Here is a 19,675-nt window from a genome sequence, read left to right on the forward strand (position 1 = left end):
ACCGCGCCCGCGGCACTACCATTGCGGGCATGACGAATCCCACCGACGAACGCGGCGGCCTGAATAAGGGCCTGACCAACTACGGCGACATCGAGTTCTCGCTGTTCCTGCGCAAGGCCTTCATCAAGGGCGCGGGCTACACCGACGACGCGCTGCAGCGCAAGGTGGTGGGCATCGTCAACACCGGCAGCGGCTTCAACCCCTGCCATGGCAATGCGCCGCAGCTGATCGAGGCGGTCAAGCGCGGCGTGATGCTGGCCGGCGGCATCCCGATCGACTTTCCGACCATCTCGATCCACGAGAGCTTCGCCTACCCGACCAGCATGTACCTGCGCAACCTGATGGCGATGGACGTCGAGGAGATGGTGCTCGCCCAGCCGATGGACGCGGTGGTGCTGATCGGCGGCTGCGACAAGACGGTGCCGGCGGAGCTGATGGGGGCGATCTCGGCCAACGTCCCGGCGATCCAGCTGGTGACCGGCTCGATGCTGACCGGCTCCAACAAGGGCGAGCGGGTCGGCGCCTGCACCGACTGCCGGCGCTTCTGGGCCAGCTTTCGGGGCGACCAGATCGACGCGCAGGAGATCGCCGCAGTGAACAACCAGCTGGTGGCCAGCGTCGGCACCTGCTCGGTGATGGGCACCGCCAGCACGATGGCCTGCATCGCCGAAGCGCTCGGCATGTCGCTGCCCGGCGCCGCTTCGCCGCCTGCCGTCACCGCCGACCGGATCCGCATCGCCGAGCGCAGCGGCGCCCAGGCCATGAAGATGATCGAGCAGCGCCTGACGCCGGACCGCATCCTCACCGGCAGGTCGATCGAGAACGCGCTGCGCGTGCTGCTGGCGATCGGCGGATCGACCAACGCCATCATCCACCTCACGGCGATCGCCGGCCGGCTGGGCATCGCCATCGACCTGGAGCGGCTCGACGCGATGAGCCGCGACACGCCGGTGCTGGTCGACCTCAAGCCCTCGGGTCGCTACTACATGGAGGATTTCCACCATGCAGGCGGCCTGGTCACGGTGCTGCGCGAGCTGCGGCCGCTGCTGCACCTGGACGCTCTGACCGTCACCGGGCGCACGCTGGGCGAGGAGATCGACGCTGCCGGCCAGGGTTTCGCGCAGGACGTGGTCCGGCCGATGGCCAGGCCGATCTACCGCGAGGGCGGCATCGCCGTGCTGCGCGGCAACATCGCTCCGGGCGGCGCCATCATCAAGCAGTCCGCCGCCACCGCGGCGCTGATGGAGCACGAAGGGCGCGCCGTGGTGTTCGAGAACATGCAGGACCTGGCTCAACGCATCGACGACGAAGCGCTGGACGTGGCGGCCGACGACATCCTGGTGCTCAAGGGCATCGGCCCGGTCGGCGCGCCCGGCATGCCCGAGGCCGGCTACATCCCGATCCCCAAGAAGCTCGGGCGGCTGGGCGTCAAGGACATGGTGCGGATCTCGGACGGGCGGATCAGCGGCACCGCCGGCGGCACGATCGTCGTGCACGTGACGCCGGAGACGGCCAAGGGCGGCCCGCTCGGGCTGGTGCGCAGCGGCGACCGGATCCGGCTGAGCGTCGCCTCCCGAACCCTGTCCCTGCTGGTCAGTCCGCAGGAACTCGCGGCCCGCGCGGCCGCCGCGCCGGCCGGGGCGACCGACCCGGCGACGCGGGGCTACCGCAAGCTGTTCCTGACGGCTGTGACGCAGGCCGACCAGGGCTGCGATTTCGACTTCCTGCGCGGCCTGCCCACCGGCGAAAGCGTGCCGGAAAAGCGCGGCTGATGTAGGATTGCGGCGTCGGGATTCCAGCCTCCCGGCATCCCAAGACGGTGTCCCGTCCAAGCGCTGGCAACGCAGCTGGAGCGATCCATGGACACCGCAATGCATTCCCATTCCCATTCCTTTTCCCTCGAGCAGTTCCGCCGCCCGTCGCGCTGGATCACCCGGGAGCGGCCCAAGATCGACCGCATCGCCTGTCCCTGGCTGGTGCTGCGCTTCATCGACCCGCAGGCGCAATTCATCTACGTCCCGACCGACAAGGTCATGGCCGAAGCCGCCCGGCTGGACGCCGTCGCCTACGACATTCCTGGCGCGCCGATCACGCACGAAGGCGAGCTGTGCAGCTTCGATGCGTTGAAGCAGGCGTTCGGGCTGCACGATCCGGGCCTTGCCACGCTGGCAACCATCGTCCGCGGCGCCGATACCGCGCGCCTGGAGCTGGCGCCCCAGTCGGCCGGCCTGTTGGCACTGTCGCTGGGCCTGTCGCGGCTGCATGACGACGACCACGCGATGCTCGCTGCCGCGCTTCCGATGTATGACGCCCTTTACGCCTGGTGCAAATGGTCGCAGGGCGACAGCCACGGCTGGAACCCTGCCTCGCCGCGGCCGGCGGGCCCGGCCTGAGGCCTGAGGCCGGAGGGCGGCGACCGGCGTTATCCTTTGCGCTTGTTTCTCTTGCTGAAAGACGAAGGCCCATGAATATCCTGATCACCGGCGGCTGCGGCTTCCTTGGCGCGCGGCTGGCGCGCACCCTCCTGAAACAAGGCGCTCTGTCGCTGGCCGGCGAACCGGCGCGGCGGATCGAGCGGCTGACCCTGACCGATCGGGTGCCTGCGCCTCCCGACCTGGCGGCCGACCCGCGCGTGGCGCTCGTCCAGGGCGACTTGCTGGAGCTGGCGCAGGGCCGCAAGCTGCCGGCAGCCGGCACCGACCTGGTGTTCCACCTGGCAGCCGCCGTGAGCGGCGAATGCGAGGCCGATTTCGACCTCGGCATGCGCAGCAACCTGGACACCACGCGGGCCTTGCTCGAAGCCAGCCGCGCCCTGGGCAGCAAGCCGACCTTCGTGTTCGCCAGTTCGCTGGCGGTGTTCGGCAACGCGCCCGGCACAGCGCTGCCGGAGCTGATCGAGGACGACACGCTGCCGACGCCGCAAAGCAGCTATGGCATCCAGAAGTACATCAGCGAGCAACTGGTCGCGGACTACACCCGCAAGGGCTTCATCCGCGGGCGCAGCGTGCGCCTGATGACGGTGAGCGTGCGGCCGGGCCAGCCCAACGGCGCCGCCTCGGGCTTCCTCAGCGGGATGATCCGCGAACCGCTCGCAGGGCTCAAGGGCGCCTGCCCGGTGCCGCGCGAGACCCTGGTGGCGCTGGCATCTCCCGCGAGGACGGTCGAGGGCATCATCCGCGCGGCCGAGGCCACGCAGGAACAATGGGGACCGCTCACCGGCATGAACCTGCCCTCCCTGCGCACCACTGTGGGCGACATGGCGGACGCGCTCGAGCGGGTCGGCGGCAAGGCCGCCACCGCCTTGCTGGACTGGACGCCGGACCCTGCGATCCTGAAGCTGGTCAACACCTGGCCGGGCAACGTCGCCTCCGTGCGTGCCAGCAAGCTCGGGCTGCTGCCGGACAAGGACTTCGAGAGCGTGGTGCGGGACTACATCCGGGAGAACCCGGGCGCCGTCAAGCTGCCCGTGCGCTGAAGGAAAAAGGCCATGCCACGGTTCGCCGCCAACCTGTCGATGCTCTATCCGGAGCTGGACTTCCTGGACCGCTTCGAGGCCGCCGCGAAGGATGGCTTCGAAGGCGTCGAATACCTGTTCCCCTATGCCTGGGAGCCGCGCGAGATCGCGGCGCGCCTGAAGGCCAACGGCCTGCAGCAGGTGCTGTTCAACACCGCGCCTGGCAACTGGGAAGGCGGCGAGCGCGGCCTGGCCTGCATCCCGGGGCGCGAGGCCCAATTCGCCAGCGCGGTCGAGCAGGCGCTGGCCTACGCGCAGGCGCTGGAGTGCCCACGCATCCACGCGATGGCCGGACTGGTGCCGGCCGGCAGCACGCGGGAATCGGTGCGTGCCACCTACGTCGACAACCTGCGCAAGGCCGCCGCGGTCGCCGCCAAACAGGGCGTGGACCTGCTGCTGGAGCCGATCAACACGCGCGACATTCCCGGCTTCTTCCTCAACCGGCAGGACGATGCGCACCGGCTGGTGGAAGAGATCGGCGCCAGCAACGTCAAGGTGCAGTTCGACCTGTACCACTGCCAGGTGGTCGATGGCGACGTGGCGAGCAAGATCCGCCATTACCTGCCGACCGGGCACGTCGGCCACTTCCAGATCGCCGGCGTGCCGCAGCGCCACGAACCGGACCTGGGCGAACTGCACTATCCCTATCTGTTCGGCGTGATCGACGAGGTGTCGGCGCAGTGCGGCTGGCAGGGCTGGGTCGGCTGCGAATACCGGCCCGCGCGCGGCAGCGCGCCGGGCGGCACGTCGGCGGGGCTGGGCTGGATGAAGGCATGGAAGCGGCAGGCCAGGGCATGACGCCGGCGATCCAGGGCTATCACGCCCATGTCTATTTCGACGCCGGCAGTGCCGGGCGTGCGCGCGCCCTGTGCGAGCGCGCCGCCGCGGCGTTTCCGCTCAAGATGGGCCGGGTGCACGAGCGTCCGGTCGGCCCGCATCCGGACTGGAGTTGCCAGCTGGCCTTCCGGGCGGAATTGTTCGCGCAGGTCGTGCCCTGGCTGATGCTCAATCGCGACGGGCTGGTGGTGTTCGTCCACCCGCTCACCGGCAACGACCTGGTGGACCACCGGGATCGCGCGATGTGGATGGGGGCGGTGCGTCCGCTGGACCTGTCGATGCTCGACGAGACTCCCGTGACCTACGATCTCTGAGCGCCGTCAGAGCGCCAGCAAGTCCTTGCCGTCGAGCAGCTGTTCCACCATGGCGGACGAGTCCCCGACCTGGGCCACCGCCTGTCGCAGCTGCTCCTGGCTGCAACCGAATTGCTTGGCCCAGTACATCACTTCCGACGGATTGCTCATGTCGATGCGACTGCGTTGCGCAGGCACGCTCTCGAATACGTATGCCATGGCGTCATCTCCCTTTTGTTCGACTGCCTTGGCGAGATTTGGCACCCGCCGTGTAAACCTTGTTGCCCGTTGAGACCGAAACAAGGTGTAAGCCCGCTCCTACCGGTGAAAGCCCAGGGCTCACGTCGGGCCGAGCCGCTCGATCAGGGCCATTGCCGCTGCCGGCGCGCGTTCCTTGGCGCCATTGATGAAATAGATGAAGGCATCGCGCTGCGAGTCGCCGGCCCAGGCGCGCGCACCCGCGGCCCATTGGTCGAGCGTTTCCGGCGGATAGCCGGTGGGAAGCGCCGCCTCGCTGCGCATCAGGCGGATGTACGCAAACGGCGCCTTCGCATCGGCGATGGCGGGGAACTTTTCCGAATCGGTGTGGACCACGACGCAGCCGTATCTGCCAGCCAAGGCCAGGAATTCCGGTGTATCGAAGCTCTGGTGGCGCACGTCGAGCACGTGGCGCAGCCTGCGGCCGTCGACCGCGCGCGGCAGCAGGGCGAGGAAGGCTTCGAAATCCGCAGGGTCGAACTGCTTGGTCGGCATGAACTGCCAGACGATCGGGCCGAGCTTGTCGCCCAGTTCCGAGATGCCGCTGCCGACGAAGCGTTCGATCGACTCGCCGGCCGTTGCCAGCAGCTTGCGGGTGGTGGCGAAGCGGTTGGCCTTCAGGGAGAACATGAAGCCGTCGGGCGTTTCGTCGCGCCATTTGGCGAAGGTCGGCGGCTTGAAGGTGCTGTAGTAGGTGCCGTTGACCTCGATCGCCGTCAGCTTGCTGCTGGCGTATTGCAGTTCCTTGCTCTGCGACAGGCCCTGCGGATAGAAGTTGTTGCGCCAGGGCTCGTAGGTCCAGCCGCCGACGCCGACGCGAATGCGCTGATCTTCTTGCATGTCGTTTCCTTTCGCGGCGCGATCCCACCGGCCGCCGGCGGACATGGTAGCCCGGCCGGCGCGGCCCGCGCGGCAGGCGTAAAGTGATGGGTTCGACCCGTTCCGGAACAAAGCACATGAACAAACCGATCCAACACGAAATGCCGGCCGGCATGCTCGACGCTACCGCCGCGCTGGCCCATGCCAGCCAGCAGTGGGACCGCGACATCGTCCGCCAGATCACCGACTACATCCAGATTCCGGCCAAGTCGCCCGGCTTCGACAAGGACTGGGCCGAGCATGGCTACATCGAGACCGTGCTGCGCAATGCAGCCGCCTGGGTGGAAGCGCAGAAGGTCGAGGGGCTCACGCTGGAAATCGTCCGCCTGCCGGGCCGCACGCCGGTGCTGTTCTTCGAGATCGCCGCCACCAAGCCGATGTCGGCCCAGACGGTGCTGATGTACGGCCACCTGGACAAGCAGCCGGAATTCACCGGCTGGCGCAGCGACCTCGGTCCCTGGACGCCGAAGTACGAGGACGGCAAGCTGTACGGCCGGGGCGGCGCGGACGACGGCTATGCCGTCTACGCCAGCATTGCCGCGGTGCAGGCATTGAAGGCGCAGAACGCGCCGCATCCGCGCATCGTCGGTTTGATCGAGACCTGCGAGGAATCGGGTTCATACGACCTGCTGCCTTACATCGACGCGCTGCGCACGCGGCTGGGCGACGTCTCGCTGGTGATCTGCCTGGATTCCGGCGCCGGCAACTACGACCAGCTGTGGCTGACGACGTCGCTGCGCGGCATGGCCAGCGGCACGCTGAAGGTGGAGATCCTGACCGAAGGCGTGCACTCGGGCGACGCCTCCGGCCTGGTGCCTTCCAGCTTTCGCATCATGCGGCAGGTGCTGGACCGGCTGGAGGACAGCAAGACCGGCCGCCTGCTGCCGCAAAGCTTCCACTGCGAAATGCCGGCCGAGCGGCTGGCGCAGGCCAAGGCCACGGCCGCCATCCTGGGCGACGAGGTGTACAAGCGCTTCCCCTGGGCGCACTACGACTGCGGCGGCTCCACGATGTTCGCGCTGCCCACCACCACCGAGCCGGTGCAGGCTCTGATCAACCGCACCTGGACGCCGACGCTGTCTGTCACCGGCGCCGAGGGCTTCCCGGCGCTCAAGGACGCCGGCAACGTGCTGCGTCCCTATACCGCGTTCAAGCTGTCGTTGCGGCTGCCGCCGTTGATCGATGCCGGGCAGGCGGTGCAGGAACTCAAGCGGCTGCTGGAAGACAACGCGCCTTACCAGGCCAAGGTCACTTTCGAGAGCAATGGCGGCGCCACCGGATGGAACGCGCCGGACACGGCGCCCTGGTTCGAGCAGGCGCTCAACCGCGCGTCGCAGGCGCACTTCGGCACCTCCTGCGGCTACATCGGACAGGGCGGCACGATTCCGCTGATGAACATGCTGAGCCAGGGATTCCCGAAGGCCCAGATGATGGTCTGCGGCGTGCTGGGCCCGAAGAGCAATGCGCATGGCCCCAACGAGTTCCTGCACGTTCCCTACGCGAAAAAGCTCACCGCGGCCGTGGCCGAAGTGATCGCGCAGCTGCCATGACGCCTGGCTGCGTGCCCGGCCTGCCGCAACTAATTCACGATCGCGCGCACCACCCGCAGCTTCGGTTGCGCTGGTCCCGCCGCGCTTGCCGCCGGTCCGCTGCGGATTGCGGCAGCGCCGGCGCAGGACAATCATTCCAGCCATGACAAGCCCCGTCACGGACTCCACGCTGTCCACTTACACCGCCAGCGACGGCGACAACATTGCCTTGCAGGACTGGGCGCTGCCGGACGACGTGGCGCTGCGCGGCATGGTGATCGTGGTGCACGGGCTGGGGGAGCACGCGGGACGCCATGACGCACTGGCCAATCGCCTCAACAGCTGGGGCTTTGCCGTGCGCGGGTACGACCAGTACGGGCATGGCGAATCGGGCGGCGGCCGCGGACGCTTGCCCACGCCGATGCGGCTGCTGGACGACCTGGGCGACATCATCGACAGCACCCGCCTGCGCTTGCCGGCCGGCACGCCGCTGATCCTGCTGGGACACAGCCTGGGCGGGCTGGTGGCGGGCCGCTTCGTTTCGCTGAACCTGCGCCCGGTCCAGGGGCTGGTCATGTCCTCACCTGCGCTGGATCCAGGCCTGAGCCCGCTGCAGAAGCTGCTGCTGGCGACGCTGCCGCGCATCGCGCCGAACCTCGCCGTGGGCAACGGCATCGATCCCACTTTCCTGTCGCACGACCCGGAGGTGGTGGCTGCCTACCGGCGCGATCCCCGGGTGCACGACAGGGTGTCCGGCCGGATGGGACGCTTCATCGCCGACGCGTCGGCCGCCACGGTGGCGAGCGCCCGGACCTGGACCGTTCCCACCCTGCTGCTGTTCGCCGGCGACGACCGCGTCGTCAACCCGGCCGGCAGCCGCGCCTTCGCCGCTGCGGCGCCGCCGGGCGTGGTGCGCACCAAGGGCTTCGAAGGGCTCTACCACGAGCTGTTCAACGAGGCCGACCCGGAGCCGGTCTACCAGGTGCTCAAGCGGTGGCTGGACGAGCGTTTCGCAGACCCAGCCAGACCAACGCGCCGGCCGTGAGGCCGAGCGGCAGCAGCGAGCCGTAATTGAGCAGCGTCCAGCCCTGCGTGGTGACCAGCACGCCGGACGACAAGGAGCTGATCGCGAGCGTCGCGAACACGAAGAAATTCAAGGCGCCCTGCGCCCGGTCGCGCTCCTGCGGACCATAGGCCGCCAGCGACAGCGTCGTGCTGCCGGTGAAGAGGAAGTTCCATCCCACGCCCAGCATGAACAGCGCCAGCAGGAACTGCTGCAGTTCCACGCCGGACAGCGCGATCAGGACGCAGGCGAGGTTGAGCGCCACGCCGATGCCCATGATCGGCAGCGCGCCGAAACGCCTGATCAGGTGGCCGGTGAAGAAGCCCGGGGCAAACATGCCGATCACGTGCCATTCGAGCACCAGCGCGGCGTCGCTGAAGGGCAGCCGGCACTGCTGCATGGCGATCGGCGTCGCCGCCATCAATAGGTTCATCACGCCATAGCTGAGCGCGCCGGCGGCGGCCGACACGATGAACACCGGCTGCGCCATGATCGCCGAGAGCGGGCGGCCGCCGGTGCTGCCGCCCTTGGGCGGGGGCGGCGCGAACTCGATGAACGACAGCAGCAGCATGGCCAGCAGCGCCACCGCCGCCAGCGAGATGTAGGCCCCGGCGAATGGAACGTCGAACAGGTCGCGCGTGCGCGCCGCCAGGTTGGGCCCCAGCACCGCGCCCAGCAGACCGCCGGCCATCACCAGCGACACGGCTTTCTCGCGTGCTGCCGGCGCCGCCAGTTCGGCCGCGGCGAACCGGTACAGGCCGGCGTTGGCGTTGTAGTAGCCGGCCACCACGGTGGCGAAGCACAGCAGCCAGAAGTTGCGGCTCGCGGCGGCGTAGGTGCACAGGAGTGCCGACAGCAGCGCCACCGCCAGCCCGAGCTGGAACGAGCGCTTGCGCCCGACCAGGCGCTGGGTCCGCGCCACCAGGCCGGTCGAGAGCGCGCCGCCGACCACATAGCCCATCACCGGCAGCGTCGCCATCCAGCCCAGGGGCGCCAGCGACAGTCCGACCAGGCCGTTGATGGCGATGAAGGTGACGTTGTTGGTGAGGAACAGCCCCTGGCAGACCGCCAGCAGCCAGAGGTTGCGATTCATTCCTGAAGTGTAAGAGCCACCAGCGCGGCCAGCGGAGCGGTTTCCGAGCGCAGCACCCGCGGTCCGAGCGTCGCGTATTGGAAGCCGGCGCCGGTGGCAAGCGCCTCCTCCTGCGGTGCCAGCCCGCCTTCCGGTCCGGACAGCAGCCAGACCGGGCCTTGGTCCCCTGCGGCGACGCGGACCGGCCGGGCCTGCGCCGACAACGACAGCAGCAGCCGCGATTCGCCCGGCGTTGGCGCCAGCGCCCCCAGCCATGCCGCGAGCGCGGCCACCGCGTGCACCTGGGGAACCCGGTTGCGGCCGCTTTGCTCGCAGGCGGCGATGGCGATCGCCTGCCAGTGCGCCTGCTTCTTTTCGGCGCGTTCCCCTTGCAACCTGAGCACGCTGCGCTGCGCCAGCACCGGCTGGATGCTCGCGGCACCGAGTTCCGCAGCCTTTTCCACCAGCCAGTCCATCCGCTCGTTGGCCGGCATCCCCACCACCAGATGGATCGCCCGCGGCGCTTCCCGTTCGACCGCATGGTGGGCGCCGACGATCACGCTCACGTCGCTGCGGCCCATGCGTTCGACCTGCGCCTCGAACTCGCCGCCTTCGCCGTTGAACAGCGTCAGGCTGTCCCCGGGCTGCATCCGCAGCACCTGCACGTGGCGGGCCGCCGGCGGCGGCAGCGCCAGCGTGTCGCCGCTGGCCAGCGGCATCGGGCAATGGATCCGTGGCATGAAGACGAGGACGAAGAGGCGGAACTCGGGCGGCCGCGTCAGGCCCGGCCGAACATGAAGGCCGCGGCCTGCTGCGTGCCCTCGACTTCGTCGACCAGCCGCAACAGGGGCGCCAGCTCGCGGTAGCGGTTGGCGGTGGCGCGGATGTAGCCGAGGAAGCGGGGCGTGTCGGCCAGGTAACGGGGCTTGCCGTCGCGCAGCGTCAGCCTGGCAAAGATGCCGGCCACCTTGAGGTGCCGCTGCAGCCCCATCCATTCGACCGCCTTGTAGAACTCGCCGAAGTCGCTGTCCACCGGCAGGCCGGCCTTCTGCGCCCGCTGCCAGTAGCGCACCGTGATGTCCAGCACGAACTCCTCGTCCCAGCTGAGGAAGGCGTCGCGCATCAGGCTGGCGATGTCGTAGGTGATCGGGCCGTAGACCGCGTCCTGGAAATCGAGCACGCCCAGCCGCGGCTCGGCCGGATCGGCGGGCATCATGAGGTTGCGCGGCATGAAGTCGCGGTGCACGAAGACCGACGGCGACGCCAGGTTGCGCTCGATGATGAGCGAAAACATGGCGTCCAGCGTCTCGCCGACCCGGCCTTCGAGCGTGATGCCCTTGTGCCGGGCCAGGTACCACTGCGGAAACAGATCGAGTTCGCGCGCCAGCAGGGGCTTGTCATAGGCCGGCAGCACGCCGGGCCGGGAAGCGGCTTGCCAGGCGACCAGGGCGTCGACGGCGCGCAGGTACAGGTCCTTGTTGGCGCCGGCCACCTCGCGGTCCACCACGTCGATCATGGTTTGGGTGCCCAGGTCCTGCAGCAGCATGAAGCCGTTGGCCTGGTCCCACTCCAGCACCTGCGGCACATGCAGGCCCGCCTCTGCCATCAGCGCCGCCACCTTGACGAAGGGTTCGCAGTTCTCCTGCTCGGGGGGCGCATCCATGATGATCCGGCTGCCCTGGTCGTCGTCGATGCGCAGGTAGCGCCGGAAGCTGGCGTCGGCGGAGGCCGGCCGCAGGCTCAAGGGGCGCAGGCGATGGGCGGGGCCCACGCGGTCCAGCCAGCCGCGGAAGGCTGCTTCGCGGACCGGGTCGGTCCACTCGACGCAAGGGGGGGTGCAGGCAGGTGCGGCGGTCGGAGACGGTGGATTGCTCATGGATAATCCATTCTACAAATCCAGTCCGGCAGCTCGCGGCCGGAACCCACCCAGTCCACGAATGCACCACCCGACGAAGGCGTTTCGCCATTGCTTTGCCCTGACCCCGGTGGCTCTGGTGGCGTGCGCCCTGGTCCAAGCCCCGGTGCATGCGCAGGCCGTCGATCCGGCTGCGCCCCCGCTGGACGTCGGGCAGCCGGTGCTCAAGGCCAGCCCGCGCCTGCGCGAGGACATTCCGGCCACGGTGCGGCCCGGCCTGCCCACCTTCCTGTCGGGGGAGCGGGCCTCCGGCCGCACCGACCTGGAAACGGTGATCGAGGGAGACGCTCAGCTGCGCCGGGGTGACACCATCATCCGCGCCGACCGGCTCGAGTATCACCAGCCCGACGACCTGGCCAAGGCGAGCGGCAATGTCCACATCAACCGGGCCGGCAACACCTTCGACGGGCCGACGCTGGAGCTCAAGATCGATGCCTTCGAGGGCTTCTTCCTGGCGCCACGCTACCGTTTCCTGCAGAACAATGCCTACGGCGAGGCCGAGCGCGTCGACTTCCTGGACGACCAGCGCGCCGTTATCAAGAACGCGACTTACACCACCTGCCAGCGCCGGCCCGGTCCGAGCTGGCTGCCCGACTGGATCATCCGCGCGGCCAGCATCCGGATTGACAACGAAGAGGAGGTGGGGCACGCCAGCGGCGCGGTGCTGAGCTTCTTCCAGGTGCCGATCCTGCCCGTGCCCGAGCTGAGTTTTCCGCTGAGCGACAAGCGCAAGTCCGGCCTGCTGCCGCCCACCTTCGGGCTGGACAACCTCAACGGCGTCGAGCTCACGGTCCCCTATTACTGGGACATCGCGCCGAACCGCGATGCGACGTTCTTCCCCGCCCTGATGACCAAGCGCGGCGTCGACCTGGGCGGCGAATTCCGCTACCTGGAGCGCGACTACCAGGGCACGCTGCGGGCGAATTACATGCCGACCGACACGCTGCGGGATCGCGATCGCTGGGGCTATTCGCTGATCCACTCCGGCACGATCACCACCGGCTTGGCCGGCCTCGGGTCGGTGGGCCTGAACCTGAACCTCAACCATGTCAGCGACGACAATTACTGGCGCGACTTCGCGCGTTCCGGCAGCTCGCTGACCCAGCGCCTGCTGGCAAGTGACGGCTCCCTGACATGGGCGCGCGGCAACTTCTCCCTGCTGGCGCGCTCGCTGACCTGGCAGACCCTGCAGGACGTGAGCTCGCCGATCGTGCCGCCGTACGATCGCCTGCCGCAGATCGTCGCGCGTTACTCGCGCACCAGCCTGCCCGGCGGGCTGGACGCCTCGGTGGAGGGGGACTACACGCAGTTCCATTCGGACCGCACGCTCACGCTCCAGCCCAACGCCAAGCGCGCCTACACGCTGGCGCAGATCACGCGGCCGTGGCAGGCGCCGGGCTGGTTCTTCACGCCGAAACTGCAGCTTCACGCCACCAGCTACCAGTTCGATGCGCCGCTGGTCACAGGCGCCACCACCGCCAGCCGTGTGGTGCCGACGCTGAGCCTGGACGGCGGGCTGGTGTTCGAACGGGACGCGAGCTTCTTCGGTCGCGCGTTCCGCCAGACGCTGGAGCCGCGCGCCTTCTACGTGCACACGCCGTTTCGCGACCAGAACCAGCTGCCCAACTACGATTCGGCGGCCACCGATTTCAATTTCGCGACCATCTACACCGAGAATGCGTTCGGCGGCAACGACCGCATCTCGGACAACAACCTGCTGACGCTGGGCGCCACCACCCGGCTGCTGGACCCGGACACCGGCGCCGAGGCGGCGCGCTTCGGCGTCGCCCAGCGGCTGCGCTTCAAGGACCAGCTGGTCACCTTGCCGGGCGGCGCGCCGGTCAGCGAGCGCCTGTCGGACGTGCTGTTCGGCGCGACGATCAACTGGGCGCCGCAGTGGAGCACCGATGCGACCGTGCAATACAACCCCAAGACCGGCCGGTCGATCCGCTCCACCATCGGCGCGCGCTACAGCCCCGGCAACTACCGGGTGGTGAGCGCCGCCTACCGGCTGCAGCGCGATTCGAGCGAACAGCTCGACGTCGGCTGGCAGTGGCCGATCAACGACCTGTGGGGCGACAAGGGCCAGAACCTCGGGCCCGGCATGGGCGAAGGCGAAGGCCGGTGGTACAGCGTCGGCCGGCTCAACTACAGCCTGATGGACAAGAAGCTGGTCGATGCCGTGGTCGGGCTGGAGTACGATGCCGGCTGCTGGCTGGGACGGGTGGTGGTCGAGCGGCTGCAAAGCAGCACGACCTCCTCCAACAAGCGGATCCTGTTCCAGCTCGAGTTCGTCGGCTTCACCCGCCTGGGCTCGAGCGCGCTGCAGTCGCTCAAGGACAACATTCCCCGCTATCAGTACCTGCGCGAGAAGGTCACCACGCCCAGCCGCTTCAGCAACTACGATTGAATTCCAAGCACAGCATGATCAAACTACGCGCCTTCGTCTTGGGCTTGGCCTTCACGGCGCAGGCCGTGGCCCTGCTTCCCGCAGCGCAGGCCCAGGGCCTGCGGGTGTCGCCCCAGCTGGGCGCCAACCGGCCCGTCCCCCGCCCCGGGGACACCGGGCCGCGTGCGGCCGACTACATCGTCGCCGTGGTCAACTCCGAACCGATCACCAACAACGAGGTGCGCTCGCGGATGGTCCGCTTCGAGCAGCAGCTCACGCAGCAGGGCGTGGCCCTGCCGGCGCGGCCGGAGCTGGCCCGCCAGGTGCTGGAACGCCTGATCAGCGAGAAGGCCCAGCTGCAGCTGGCCAAGGAGACCGGGCTGAAGATCGACGACGCGATGCTGGACCAGGCCGAGCAGAACGTGGCGCGCCAGAACCAGGTCGACGTGGCCGAATTCAGGCGCCGGATCGCCGCGGACGGCATGGAGCCGTCGCAGTTCCGCGAGGAGCTGCGCAACCAGCTGCTGCTGACGCGCCTGCGCGATCGCGAACTGGAAAGCCGCGTCAAGGTCTCGGACCTGGAGCTGGACCAGTTCATCCGCGAGCAGCAGGGGTTGACCGACACGTCGGCGGTGGAACTCAACCTGGCCCACATCCTGATCGCCATTCCGGAGGGCGCCAGCGTCCAGCAGGTGTCCGCGCTGCAGACCAAGGCGCAGCGCGTGCAGGAGCGCGCCGCCGCCGGCGAGGACTTCAGCAAGCTGGTGCGCGAGTTTTCCGAAGCCCCCGGCGCCGCGGCCACCGGCGGTGTCGTCGGCCTGCGCACGGCGGACCGCTATCCGCCGCTGTTCGTCGAGGCGACCCAGTCGCTGCGCGAAGGCGGGGTGAGCAAGGTGGTGCGATCGGGCGCCGGTTTCCACATCATCAAGGTGATCGAAAAGCGCCATGGCGGCCTGCCCGGCGCCCACGTGATCCAGAACCACGCGCGCCACATCCTGTTGCGGCCCAGCGCCCAGTTGAGCGAAGCCGCGGCCAAGGCCAAGTTGGCCGAGTTCAAGAAGCGGATCGAGGCCGGCCAGGCCGACTTCGCGCAGCTTGCCAAGGAAAATTCGCAGGACGCCAGCGCCGCCAAGGGCGGCGACCTGGGATGGGCCAATCCCGGCCTGTTCGTGCCGGAATTCGAGGACACGGTCAACGCCCTGTCGCCCGGCCAGATCTCCGAGCCGCTGGTGTCGCGCTTCGGCGTCCACCTGATCCAGCTGCTGGAGCGGCGCGAAACCGCGCTCAGCCAGCGCGAACAGCGCGACCTGGCCCGCAACCTGCTGCGCGAGAAGAAGCTCGACGAAGCCTACGCCAGCTGGGCCCAGGACGTGCGCGGCCGGGCTTACGTGGAGTACCGCGACCCGCCGCAATGAAGCACATCCCGCGCAAGCGCTTCGGCCAGCACTTCCTGGCCGACGCTGGCATCGTCGATGCGATCGTGCGCGCCATCGATCCGCGGCCGGGCGAGGCGATGGTGGAGATCGGGCCGGGGCTGGCGGCGCTGACCCAGCCGCTGGTGGAGCGGCTCGGCCGCCTCACCGTGATCGAACTGGACCGGGACCTGGCGGCGCGCCTGCGCAGCCACGGCCAGCTCGAGGTCATCGAATCCGACGTGCTCAAGGTGGACTTTGCCGCGCTGGCGGCCTCGATGGGACAGCCCCGGATCCGCGTCGTCGGCAACCTGCCGTACAACATCTCCACGCCGATCCTGTTCCACCTGCTGGGCTTCGTCGGCAGCGTGCAGGACCAGCACTTCATGCTGCAGAAGGAAGTGATCGACCGCATGGTGGCGCAGCCCTGCACCAGCGACTATGGCCGCCTGTCCGTGATGCTGCAGTGGCGCTACGAGATGGAGAACGTGCTGTTCGTGCCGCCCGAATCCTTCGACCCGCCGCCGCGCGTGGACAGTGCCGTGGTGCGCATGGTGCCGCGGCCGGCGCCGGCCGCGGTGGATGAGAAGCTGCTGTCGGAGCTGGTCCAGGTGGCGTTCAGCCAGCGCCGCAAGATCCTGCGCAACACGCTGGGCAAATGGCTGGAGCAGAAGGGCTTCGCCGGCGAGTTCGACGTCCAGCGGCGCGCCGAGGAGGTGCCGGTGACGGAATACCTCGCCATCGCCCGCGCCGTTTCGCCACAGCCCTGAAGACCAGGGCCTCGATTAGCGGGGCTGCGGCCAGCCTGGCCGGCGCGGCGATCGTGCGCAGCCAAGAAAAAGCCCGTCGCGAAGGACGGGCCGTTTTCAAGATGCGGAGAGTCAGGCCGCCGCGAGCCAATATCCCGCGTTGAAGGGGCTGCTCATTCGCAGCGCCAGGGGAGAAATGTCGACCAGCAGGTCGGTGGGCATTTTCTCGCCGTTGTCGGTGACCGGTGCGACAGCGTCCGCCGCTTCGGTCCCTTGAGCCTCGTTCGCCCGTTCTGCTTGGCTGGTGTGTGCAGAACGGGCTACAGAAAAGAATAGAAACAGCGGAACGGTATCTTCCGGTCTGCCCAGTAATCTGCCGTATCGCGGAAGATATCCAGCAGCTGCTCGCGCGCCTCCTTGTCGAACTTGCCGTTGGCCGGGATCTGCTCGAGCACCACGATGAAGCCGGGCTGGGGACCCGATTTGTGCAGCGGGTCCGTCATGCAGTCGTACAGCGCGTCGAAGTTCTTGCCGAAGTGCGACGGGAACGTGAACTGCTGGGCGATCAGGTCGAGCACGTCCTGCTTGCTCTGCGCCGGGGCGAGGTTCGCATACAGGAAGTGCTGCCCGAGCGAAATGGCAGCGTCCTGCAGGTCCTGCACCCGGAAGGCGCGGATCGACTGCACGATGTTGCTGCGGACGCCCTTCAGGGGCGCCTCGCCGGCTTCCTGACGAAGTGGTGTATCCATCTCCGCGTCTCTTTCCATAGTCAAAAACAGGTCCCGACTCATTGGGGGTTCTCCACGATCATGCGAAAACTGGCGTAGTGGTCGGCGGTGTAATAACAGGCATGCGGCGCCCGGACCGGCCCTCCGCACACGATGCGCCGGGCTCCCCGGTCGCGCGATCCTGGCGTCGGCACGGTGTACTCGCGGTAAAAACCGCGCCTATCGGTCGGCAGCTGTCGCTCCCGGTTGCCGAACACCACGCCATCCTTGTCGAAGGGGAAAGGCCCGCCAGCGCGGATCAATTCGTAAGTCACCCGGCCTGCCGGCGGCAGCTCGGCAGTCGAGATGACTGCCAACTTGCTTCCGACCGATCGTTCCCACGAGGGCTGCCTGGCCTGGACCGACGTGGGACCAGCCAACGACGCTGCCAACAAGAAGCTAGTAAGTGCAAACTTGATAGCCGCGGCGCGCGACATGAACGGACCTTCTTGGGGGTGACCTTCGGGGGAGACGCCATTTCCAGACGCCCGGGACCCATCACGGTCCTCGGGTAAACCCGGAAATTTCAAGGCGCTAGTGTGACGTATCTGCCACGAAAACGCAAGCGGATGCACAAAAATTGGGCAGCCGCAGGGGCCTTTGATGGCCCGGCGGACAGCAGGCGAGTGAGCGCCTGCTGTCGGGAATGGCCTTAGCGAGCGGCGTTGGCGTCCGCCACGGTCAGGGCTGTCATGTTGACGATCCGGCGGACGGTCGTGCTCGCCGTGAGGATGTGGACCGGCTTGGCGGCGCCCAGCAGCACCGGGCCGATGGCGATGTTGCCGCCGGCCGCGGTTTTCAGCAGGTTGTAGGAGATGTTGGCCGCATCGATGTTCGGGCAGACCAGCAGGTTGGCGTCGCCGGACAGGGTGCTGTGCGGCATGATCGCGTCCCGCGTGGCGCCGTCCAGGGCCACGTCGCCGTGCATCTCGCCGTCCACTTCCAGCCAGGGCGCACGGTCGCGCAGCATGGCCAGCGTTTCGCGCATCTTGACGGCGCTGGGCTGGTTGCTGCTGCCGAAGTTCGAATGGCTCAGCAAGGCGGCCTTGGGCTTGATGCCGAAGCGCATCATCTCCTCGGCCGCCATGATCGTGATCTCGGTCAGCTGGATCGCCGTCGGGTCGTAATTGATGTGGGTGTCCACCAGGAACACCTGCCGGTTGGGCAACAGCAGCCCGTTCATGCAGGCATACGTGCAGACGCCTTCGCGCCGCCCGATCACCTGGTCGATGTACGGCAGGTGGGTGGAGGTGTGGCCCCAGGTGCCCACGATCATCCCGTCCACCTCGCCCTTGTACAGCAGCATCGAGCCGATCAGCGACAGCCGGCGCCGCATCTCGATCTTCGCCATCTGGACCGTCACGCCCTTGCGCTCGGTCATCCGGTGGTAGGTCTGCCAGAAGTCGCGGTAACGGTGGTCGTGTTCGACGTTGACGATGTCGTAGTCCGCGCCTTCCTTGAGCCGCAGGCCGAACTTCTCGATCCGCTGGGCGATGATGGCCGGCCGGCCGATGAACGTCGGGCGGGCAATCCCCTCGTCCACCACGATCTGGGCGGCCCGCAGCACCCGCTCTTCCTCGCCTTCGCAGAAAGCCACGCGCTTCTTGAGCGCCTGGCGCGCCATCTGGAAGATCGGCTTCATCGTGGTGCCCGAGGCATACACGAAGCTCTGCAGCTTCTCGCGGTAGGCGTCCATGTCCTTGACCGGGCGCAGCGCGACGCCGCTGTCGGCGGCCGCCTGCGCCACGGCGGGCGCGATCTTCATCATCAACCGCGGGTCGAAGGGCTTGGGAATGAGGTATTCCGGTCCGAAGGCCAGCTGCTGGCCCGCGTACGCGGCGGCCACCACCTCGCTCTGCTCGGCCTGCGCCAGTTCGGCGATCGCGTACACGGCGGCGATCTCCATCTCCGCCGTGATCGTGGTCGCGCCGGAATCGAGCGCCCCGCGGAAGATGTAGGGGAAGCACAGGACGTTGTTGACCTGGTTCGGGTAGTCGGTGCGGCCGGTGGCCATGATCACGTCGTCGCGCACCGACTTGGCGTCGTCCGGCGTGATCTCGGGATTGGGATTGGCCAGGGCCATGATGATCGGCTTGGGCCCCATCTTGCGGACCATCTCCGGCTTGAGCACGCCGCCGGCCGACAGGCCCAGGAAGATGTCCGCGCCCTCGATGATCTCGCCCAGCGTGCGGGCCGAGGTCTTCTGCGCGAACTGGATCTTGTCCTCGTCCATCAGCTCCTTGCGGCCTTCGTACACCACGCCTGCCAGGTCGGTGGCGTAGATGTTCTCGCGCGGCAGCCCCAGCTTCACCAGCAGCGAGAGGCAGGCCAGCGCCGCTGCGCCGGCGCCGGATGTCACCAGCTTGACGCTCTTGATGTCCTTGCCCGCGACCTTCAGGCCGTTGATGATGGCCGCGGCCACCGTGATCGCCGTGCCGTGCTGGTCGTCGTGGAAGACCGGGATCTTCATGCGCTCGCGCAGCTTGCGCTCAACGTAGAAGCAGTCCGGTGCCTTGATGTCTTCCAGGTTGATGCCGCCGAAGGTCGGCTCCAGCGAGGCGATGATGTCCACCAGCTTGTCCAGGTCGTTCTTCTCGTTGACCTCGATGTCGAACACGTCGATGCCGGCGAACTTCTTGAACAGGACCGCCTTGCCTTCCATCACCGGCTTGGATGCCAGCGGGCCGATGTCGCCCAGCCCCAGCACCGCAGTGCCGTTGGTGATGACTGCCACCAGGTTGCCGCGCGCTGTGTACTTGAATGCGTTGTTCGGGTCCTTGACGATTTCCTCGCAAGGCGCCGCGACGCCGGGCGTGTAGGCCAGCGACAGGTCGTGCTGGTTGATCAGCTGCTTGGTGGCGGCGATCGCAATCTTGCCGGGGATCGGAAACTCGTGGTATTCGAGGGCGGCGCGGCGCAGTTCGGCGCGCTTCTCGATGTCGGTCGCCTGCTGGTTGTCTGGCATGGTTGTCGTCTCCTGGAGCACAGCTTAAGCCAT

General features: G+C 68.1%; 18 protein-coding genes. 10 read left to right on the top strand and 8 right to left on the bottom strand.

Features of this window, described 5'->3' with window-relative positions; translation table 11 throughout:
* Positions 1 to 29 precede the first annotated feature (29 nt).
* The 5 genes from ACFPOE_RS03680 (at position 30) to ACFPOE_RS03700 (ending at position 4,665) form a co-directional block, all read left to right on the top strand.
* Positions 30 to 1,772: an IlvD/Edd family dehydratase gene (locus tag ACFPOE_RS03680; RefSeq protein WP_376848637.1), complete on the top strand. Its 1,743-nt coding sequence runs from the start codon at positions 30 to 32 to the stop codon at positions 1,770 to 1,772.
* Positions 1,773 to 1,871: 99 nt separating this feature from the next.
* Complete coding sequence (locus tag ACFPOE_RS03685; RefSeq protein ID WP_376848638.1) at positions 1,872 to 2,393, top strand: chromate resistance protein ChrB domain-containing protein; 522 nt, start codon at positions 1,872 to 1,874, stop codon at positions 2,391 to 2,393.
* Positions 2,394 to 2,464: 71 nt separating this feature from the next.
* Entirely contained in the window at positions 2,465 to 3,475 is a 1,011-nt protein-coding gene (denD, locus tag ACFPOE_RS03690) for a D-erythronate dehydrogenase (protein ID WP_376848639.1), read from the top strand.
* Positions 3,476 to 3,487: 12 nt separating this feature from the next.
* Positions 3,488 to 4,312: a 2-oxo-tetronate isomerase gene (gene otnI / locus ACFPOE_RS03695; protein ID WP_376848640.1), complete on the top strand. Its 825-nt coding sequence runs from the start codon at positions 3,488 to 3,490 to the stop codon at positions 4,310 to 4,312.
* Complete coding sequence (locus tag ACFPOE_RS03700; protein ID WP_376848641.1) at positions 4,288 to 4,665, top strand: DOPA 4,5-dioxygenase family protein; 378 nt, start codon at positions 4,288 to 4,290, stop codon at positions 4,663 to 4,665. The genes otnI and ACFPOE_RS03700 overlap by 25 nt, the downstream gene beginning before the upstream one ends.
* A 6-nt stretch (positions 4,666 to 4,671) precedes the next feature.
* Here the strand turns inward: ACFPOE_RS03700 and ACFPOE_RS03705 are convergent, their stop codons facing one another.
* Both ACFPOE_RS03705 and ACFPOE_RS03710 read right to left on the bottom strand, forming a co-directional pair.
* Positions 4,672 to 4,863, bottom strand: a complete 192-nt coding sequence (locus ACFPOE_RS03705) for a DUF3606 domain-containing protein (protein WP_376848642.1) — start codon at positions 4,861 to 4,863, stop codon at positions 4,672 to 4,674.
* 120 nt (positions 4,864 to 4,983) lie between these two features.
* Positions 4,984 to 5,742 (bottom strand): DUF72 domain-containing protein, encoded by a 759-nt coding sequence (locus ACFPOE_RS03710; RefSeq protein ID WP_376848643.1) that lies wholly within the window; start codon positions 5,740 to 5,742, stop codon positions 4,984 to 4,986.
* Positions 5,743 to 5,858: 116 nt separating this feature from the next.
* Here ACFPOE_RS03710 and ACFPOE_RS03715 point away from each other — a divergent pair, with 116 nt between their 5' ends.
* Together ACFPOE_RS03715 and ACFPOE_RS03720 are read left to right on the top strand one after the other, a co-directional pair.
* Complete coding sequence (locus tag ACFPOE_RS03715) at positions 5,859 to 7,331, top strand: M20 family metallopeptidase (protein WP_376848644.1); 1,473 nt, start codon at positions 5,859 to 5,861, stop codon at positions 7,329 to 7,331.
* 142 nt (positions 7,332 to 7,473) lie between these two features.
* Positions 7,474 to 8,355 (top strand): alpha/beta hydrolase, encoded by an 882-nt coding sequence (locus ACFPOE_RS03720; RefSeq protein ID WP_376848645.1) that lies wholly within the window; start codon positions 7,474 to 7,476, stop codon positions 8,353 to 8,355.
* Here ACFPOE_RS03720 and ACFPOE_RS03725 read toward each other — a convergent pair.
* The 3 genes from ACFPOE_RS03725 to ACFPOE_RS03735 are packed head-to-tail and all read right to left on the bottom strand — an operon-like array spanning position 8,297 to position 11,321.
* Positions 8,297 to 9,466, bottom strand: a complete 1,170-nt coding sequence (locus ACFPOE_RS03725) for an MFS transporter (RefSeq protein WP_376848646.1) — start codon at positions 9,464 to 9,466, stop codon at positions 8,297 to 8,299. The two genes, ACFPOE_RS03720 and ACFPOE_RS03725, sit on opposite strands and share 59 nt — an antisense overlap.
* Positions 9,463 to 10,185: a 16S rRNA (uracil(1498)-N(3))-methyltransferase gene (locus ACFPOE_RS03730; protein WP_376848647.1), complete on the bottom strand. Its 723-nt coding sequence runs from the start codon at positions 10,183 to 10,185 to the stop codon at positions 9,463 to 9,465. The genes ACFPOE_RS03725 and ACFPOE_RS03730 overlap by 4 nt, the downstream gene beginning before the upstream one ends.
* A gap of 38 nt (positions 10,186 to 10,223) precedes the next feature.
* Entirely contained in the window at positions 10,224 to 11,321 is a 1,098-nt protein-coding gene (locus tag ACFPOE_RS03735; RefSeq protein WP_376848648.1) for an aminoglycoside phosphotransferase family protein, read from the bottom strand.
* Between the two features lie 61 nt (positions 11,322 to 11,382).
* On the opposite strand from ACFPOE_RS03735, the gene ACFPOE_RS03740 reads away from it, so the two are divergent.
* The 3 genes from ACFPOE_RS03740 to rsmA are packed head-to-tail and all read left to right on the top strand — an operon-like array spanning position 11,383 to position 15,931.
* Positions 11,383 to 13,770, top strand: a complete 2,388-nt coding sequence (locus tag ACFPOE_RS03740) for an LPS-assembly protein LptD (protein WP_376848649.1) — start codon at positions 11,383 to 11,385, stop codon at positions 13,768 to 13,770.
* Between the two features lie 14 nt (positions 13,771 to 13,784).
* The gene (locus ACFPOE_RS03745; RefSeq protein ID WP_376848650.1) at positions 13,785 to 15,164 is read left to right on the top strand and encodes a peptidylprolyl isomerase; all 1,380 of its coding nucleotides are present in this window, start codon (positions 13,785 to 13,787) and stop codon (positions 15,162 to 15,164) included.
* Entirely contained in the window at positions 15,161 to 15,931 is a 771-nt protein-coding gene (gene rsmA, locus ACFPOE_RS03750) for a 16S rRNA (adenine(1518)-N(6)/adenine(1519)-N(6))-dimethyltransferase RsmA (RefSeq protein ID WP_376848651.1), read from the top strand. Before ACFPOE_RS03745 ends, rsmA begins: the two co-directional genes overlap by 4 nt.
* A 299-nt stretch (positions 15,932 to 16,230) precedes the next feature.
* Here the strand turns inward: rsmA and ACFPOE_RS03755 are convergent, their stop codons facing one another.
* The 3 genes from ACFPOE_RS03755 to ACFPOE_RS03765 form a co-directional block, all read right to left on the bottom strand.
* The gene (locus tag ACFPOE_RS03755) at positions 16,231 to 16,659 is read right to left on the bottom strand and encodes a barstar family protein (RefSeq protein WP_376848799.1); all 429 of its coding nucleotides are present in this window, start codon (positions 16,657 to 16,659) and stop codon (positions 16,231 to 16,233) included.
* Positions 16,660 to 16,697: 38 nt separating this feature from the next.
* Positions 16,698 to 17,114 (bottom strand): guanyl-specific ribonuclease, encoded by a 417-nt coding sequence (locus ACFPOE_RS03760; protein WP_376848652.1) that lies wholly within the window; start codon positions 17,112 to 17,114, stop codon positions 16,698 to 16,700.
* A gap of 215 nt (positions 17,115 to 17,329) precedes the next feature.
* Positions 17,330 to 19,663 (bottom strand): NADP-dependent malic enzyme, encoded by a 2,334-nt coding sequence (locus ACFPOE_RS03765; RefSeq protein ID WP_376848653.1) that lies wholly within the window; start codon positions 19,661 to 19,663, stop codon positions 17,330 to 17,332.
* Positions 19,664 to 19,675 lie beyond the last annotated feature (12 nt).

It is taken from the genome of Caenimonas terrae, assembly GCF_042655405.1.
Lineage (GTDB): Bacteria > Pseudomonadota > Gammaproteobacteria > Burkholderiales > Burkholderiaceae_C > Ramlibacter > Ramlibacter terrae_A.

Coding starts and splice junctions, on each gene's coding strand:
- ACFPOE_RS03680 (WP_376848637.1), top strand. CDS start 30: ATGACGAATCCCACCGACGAACGCGGCGGCCTGAATAAGGGCCTGACC.
- ACFPOE_RS03685 (WP_376848638.1), top strand. CDS start 1,872: ATGCATTCCCATTCCCATTCCTTTTCCCTCGAGCAGTTCCGCCGCCCG.
- denD (WP_376848639.1), top strand. CDS start 2,465: ATGAATATCCTGATCACCGGCGGCTGCGGCTTCCTTGGCGCGCGGCTG.
- otnI (WP_376848640.1), top strand. CDS start 3,488: ATGCCACGGTTCGCCGCCAACCTGTCGATGCTCTATCCGGAGCTGGAC.
- ACFPOE_RS03700 (WP_376848641.1), top strand. CDS start 4,288: ATGGAAGCGGCAGGCCAGGGCATGACGCCGGCGATCCAGGGCTATCAC.
- ACFPOE_RS03705 (WP_376848642.1), bottom strand. CDS start 4,863: ATGGCATACGTATTCGAGAGCGTGCCTGCGCAACGCAGTCGCATCGAC.
- ACFPOE_RS03710 (WP_376848643.1), bottom strand. CDS start 5,742: ATGCAAGAAGATCAGCGCATTCGCGTCGGCGTCGGCGGCTGGACCTAC.
- ACFPOE_RS03715 (WP_376848644.1), top strand. CDS start 5,859: ATGAACAAACCGATCCAACACGAAATGCCGGCCGGCATGCTCGACGCT.
- ACFPOE_RS03720 (WP_376848645.1), top strand. CDS start 7,474: ATGACAAGCCCCGTCACGGACTCCACGCTGTCCACTTACACCGCCAGC.
- ACFPOE_RS03725 (WP_376848646.1), bottom strand. CDS start 9,466: ATGAATCGCAACCTCTGGCTGCTGGCGGTCTGCCAGGGGCTGTTCCTC.
- ACFPOE_RS03730 (WP_376848647.1), bottom strand. CDS start 10,185: ATGCCACGGATCCATTGCCCGATGCCGCTGGCCAGCGGCGACACGCTG.
- ACFPOE_RS03735 (WP_376848648.1), bottom strand. CDS start 11,321: ATGAGCAATCCACCGTCTCCGACCGCCGCACCTGCCTGCACCCCCCCT.
- ACFPOE_RS03740 (WP_376848649.1), top strand. CDS start 11,383: ATGCACCACCCGACGAAGGCGTTTCGCCATTGCTTTGCCCTGACCCCG.
- ACFPOE_RS03745 (WP_376848650.1), top strand. CDS start 13,785: ATGATCAAACTACGCGCCTTCGTCTTGGGCTTGGCCTTCACGGCGCAG.
- rsmA (WP_376848651.1), top strand. CDS start 15,161: ATGAAGCACATCCCGCGCAAGCGCTTCGGCCAGCACTTCCTGGCCGAC.
- ACFPOE_RS03755 (WP_376848799.1), bottom strand. CDS start 16,659: ATGGATACACCACTTCGTCAGGAAGCCGGCGAGGCGCCCCTGAAGGGC.
- ACFPOE_RS03760 (WP_376848652.1), bottom strand. CDS start 17,114: ATGTCGCGCGCCGCGGCTATCAAGTTTGCACTTACTAGCTTCTTGTTG.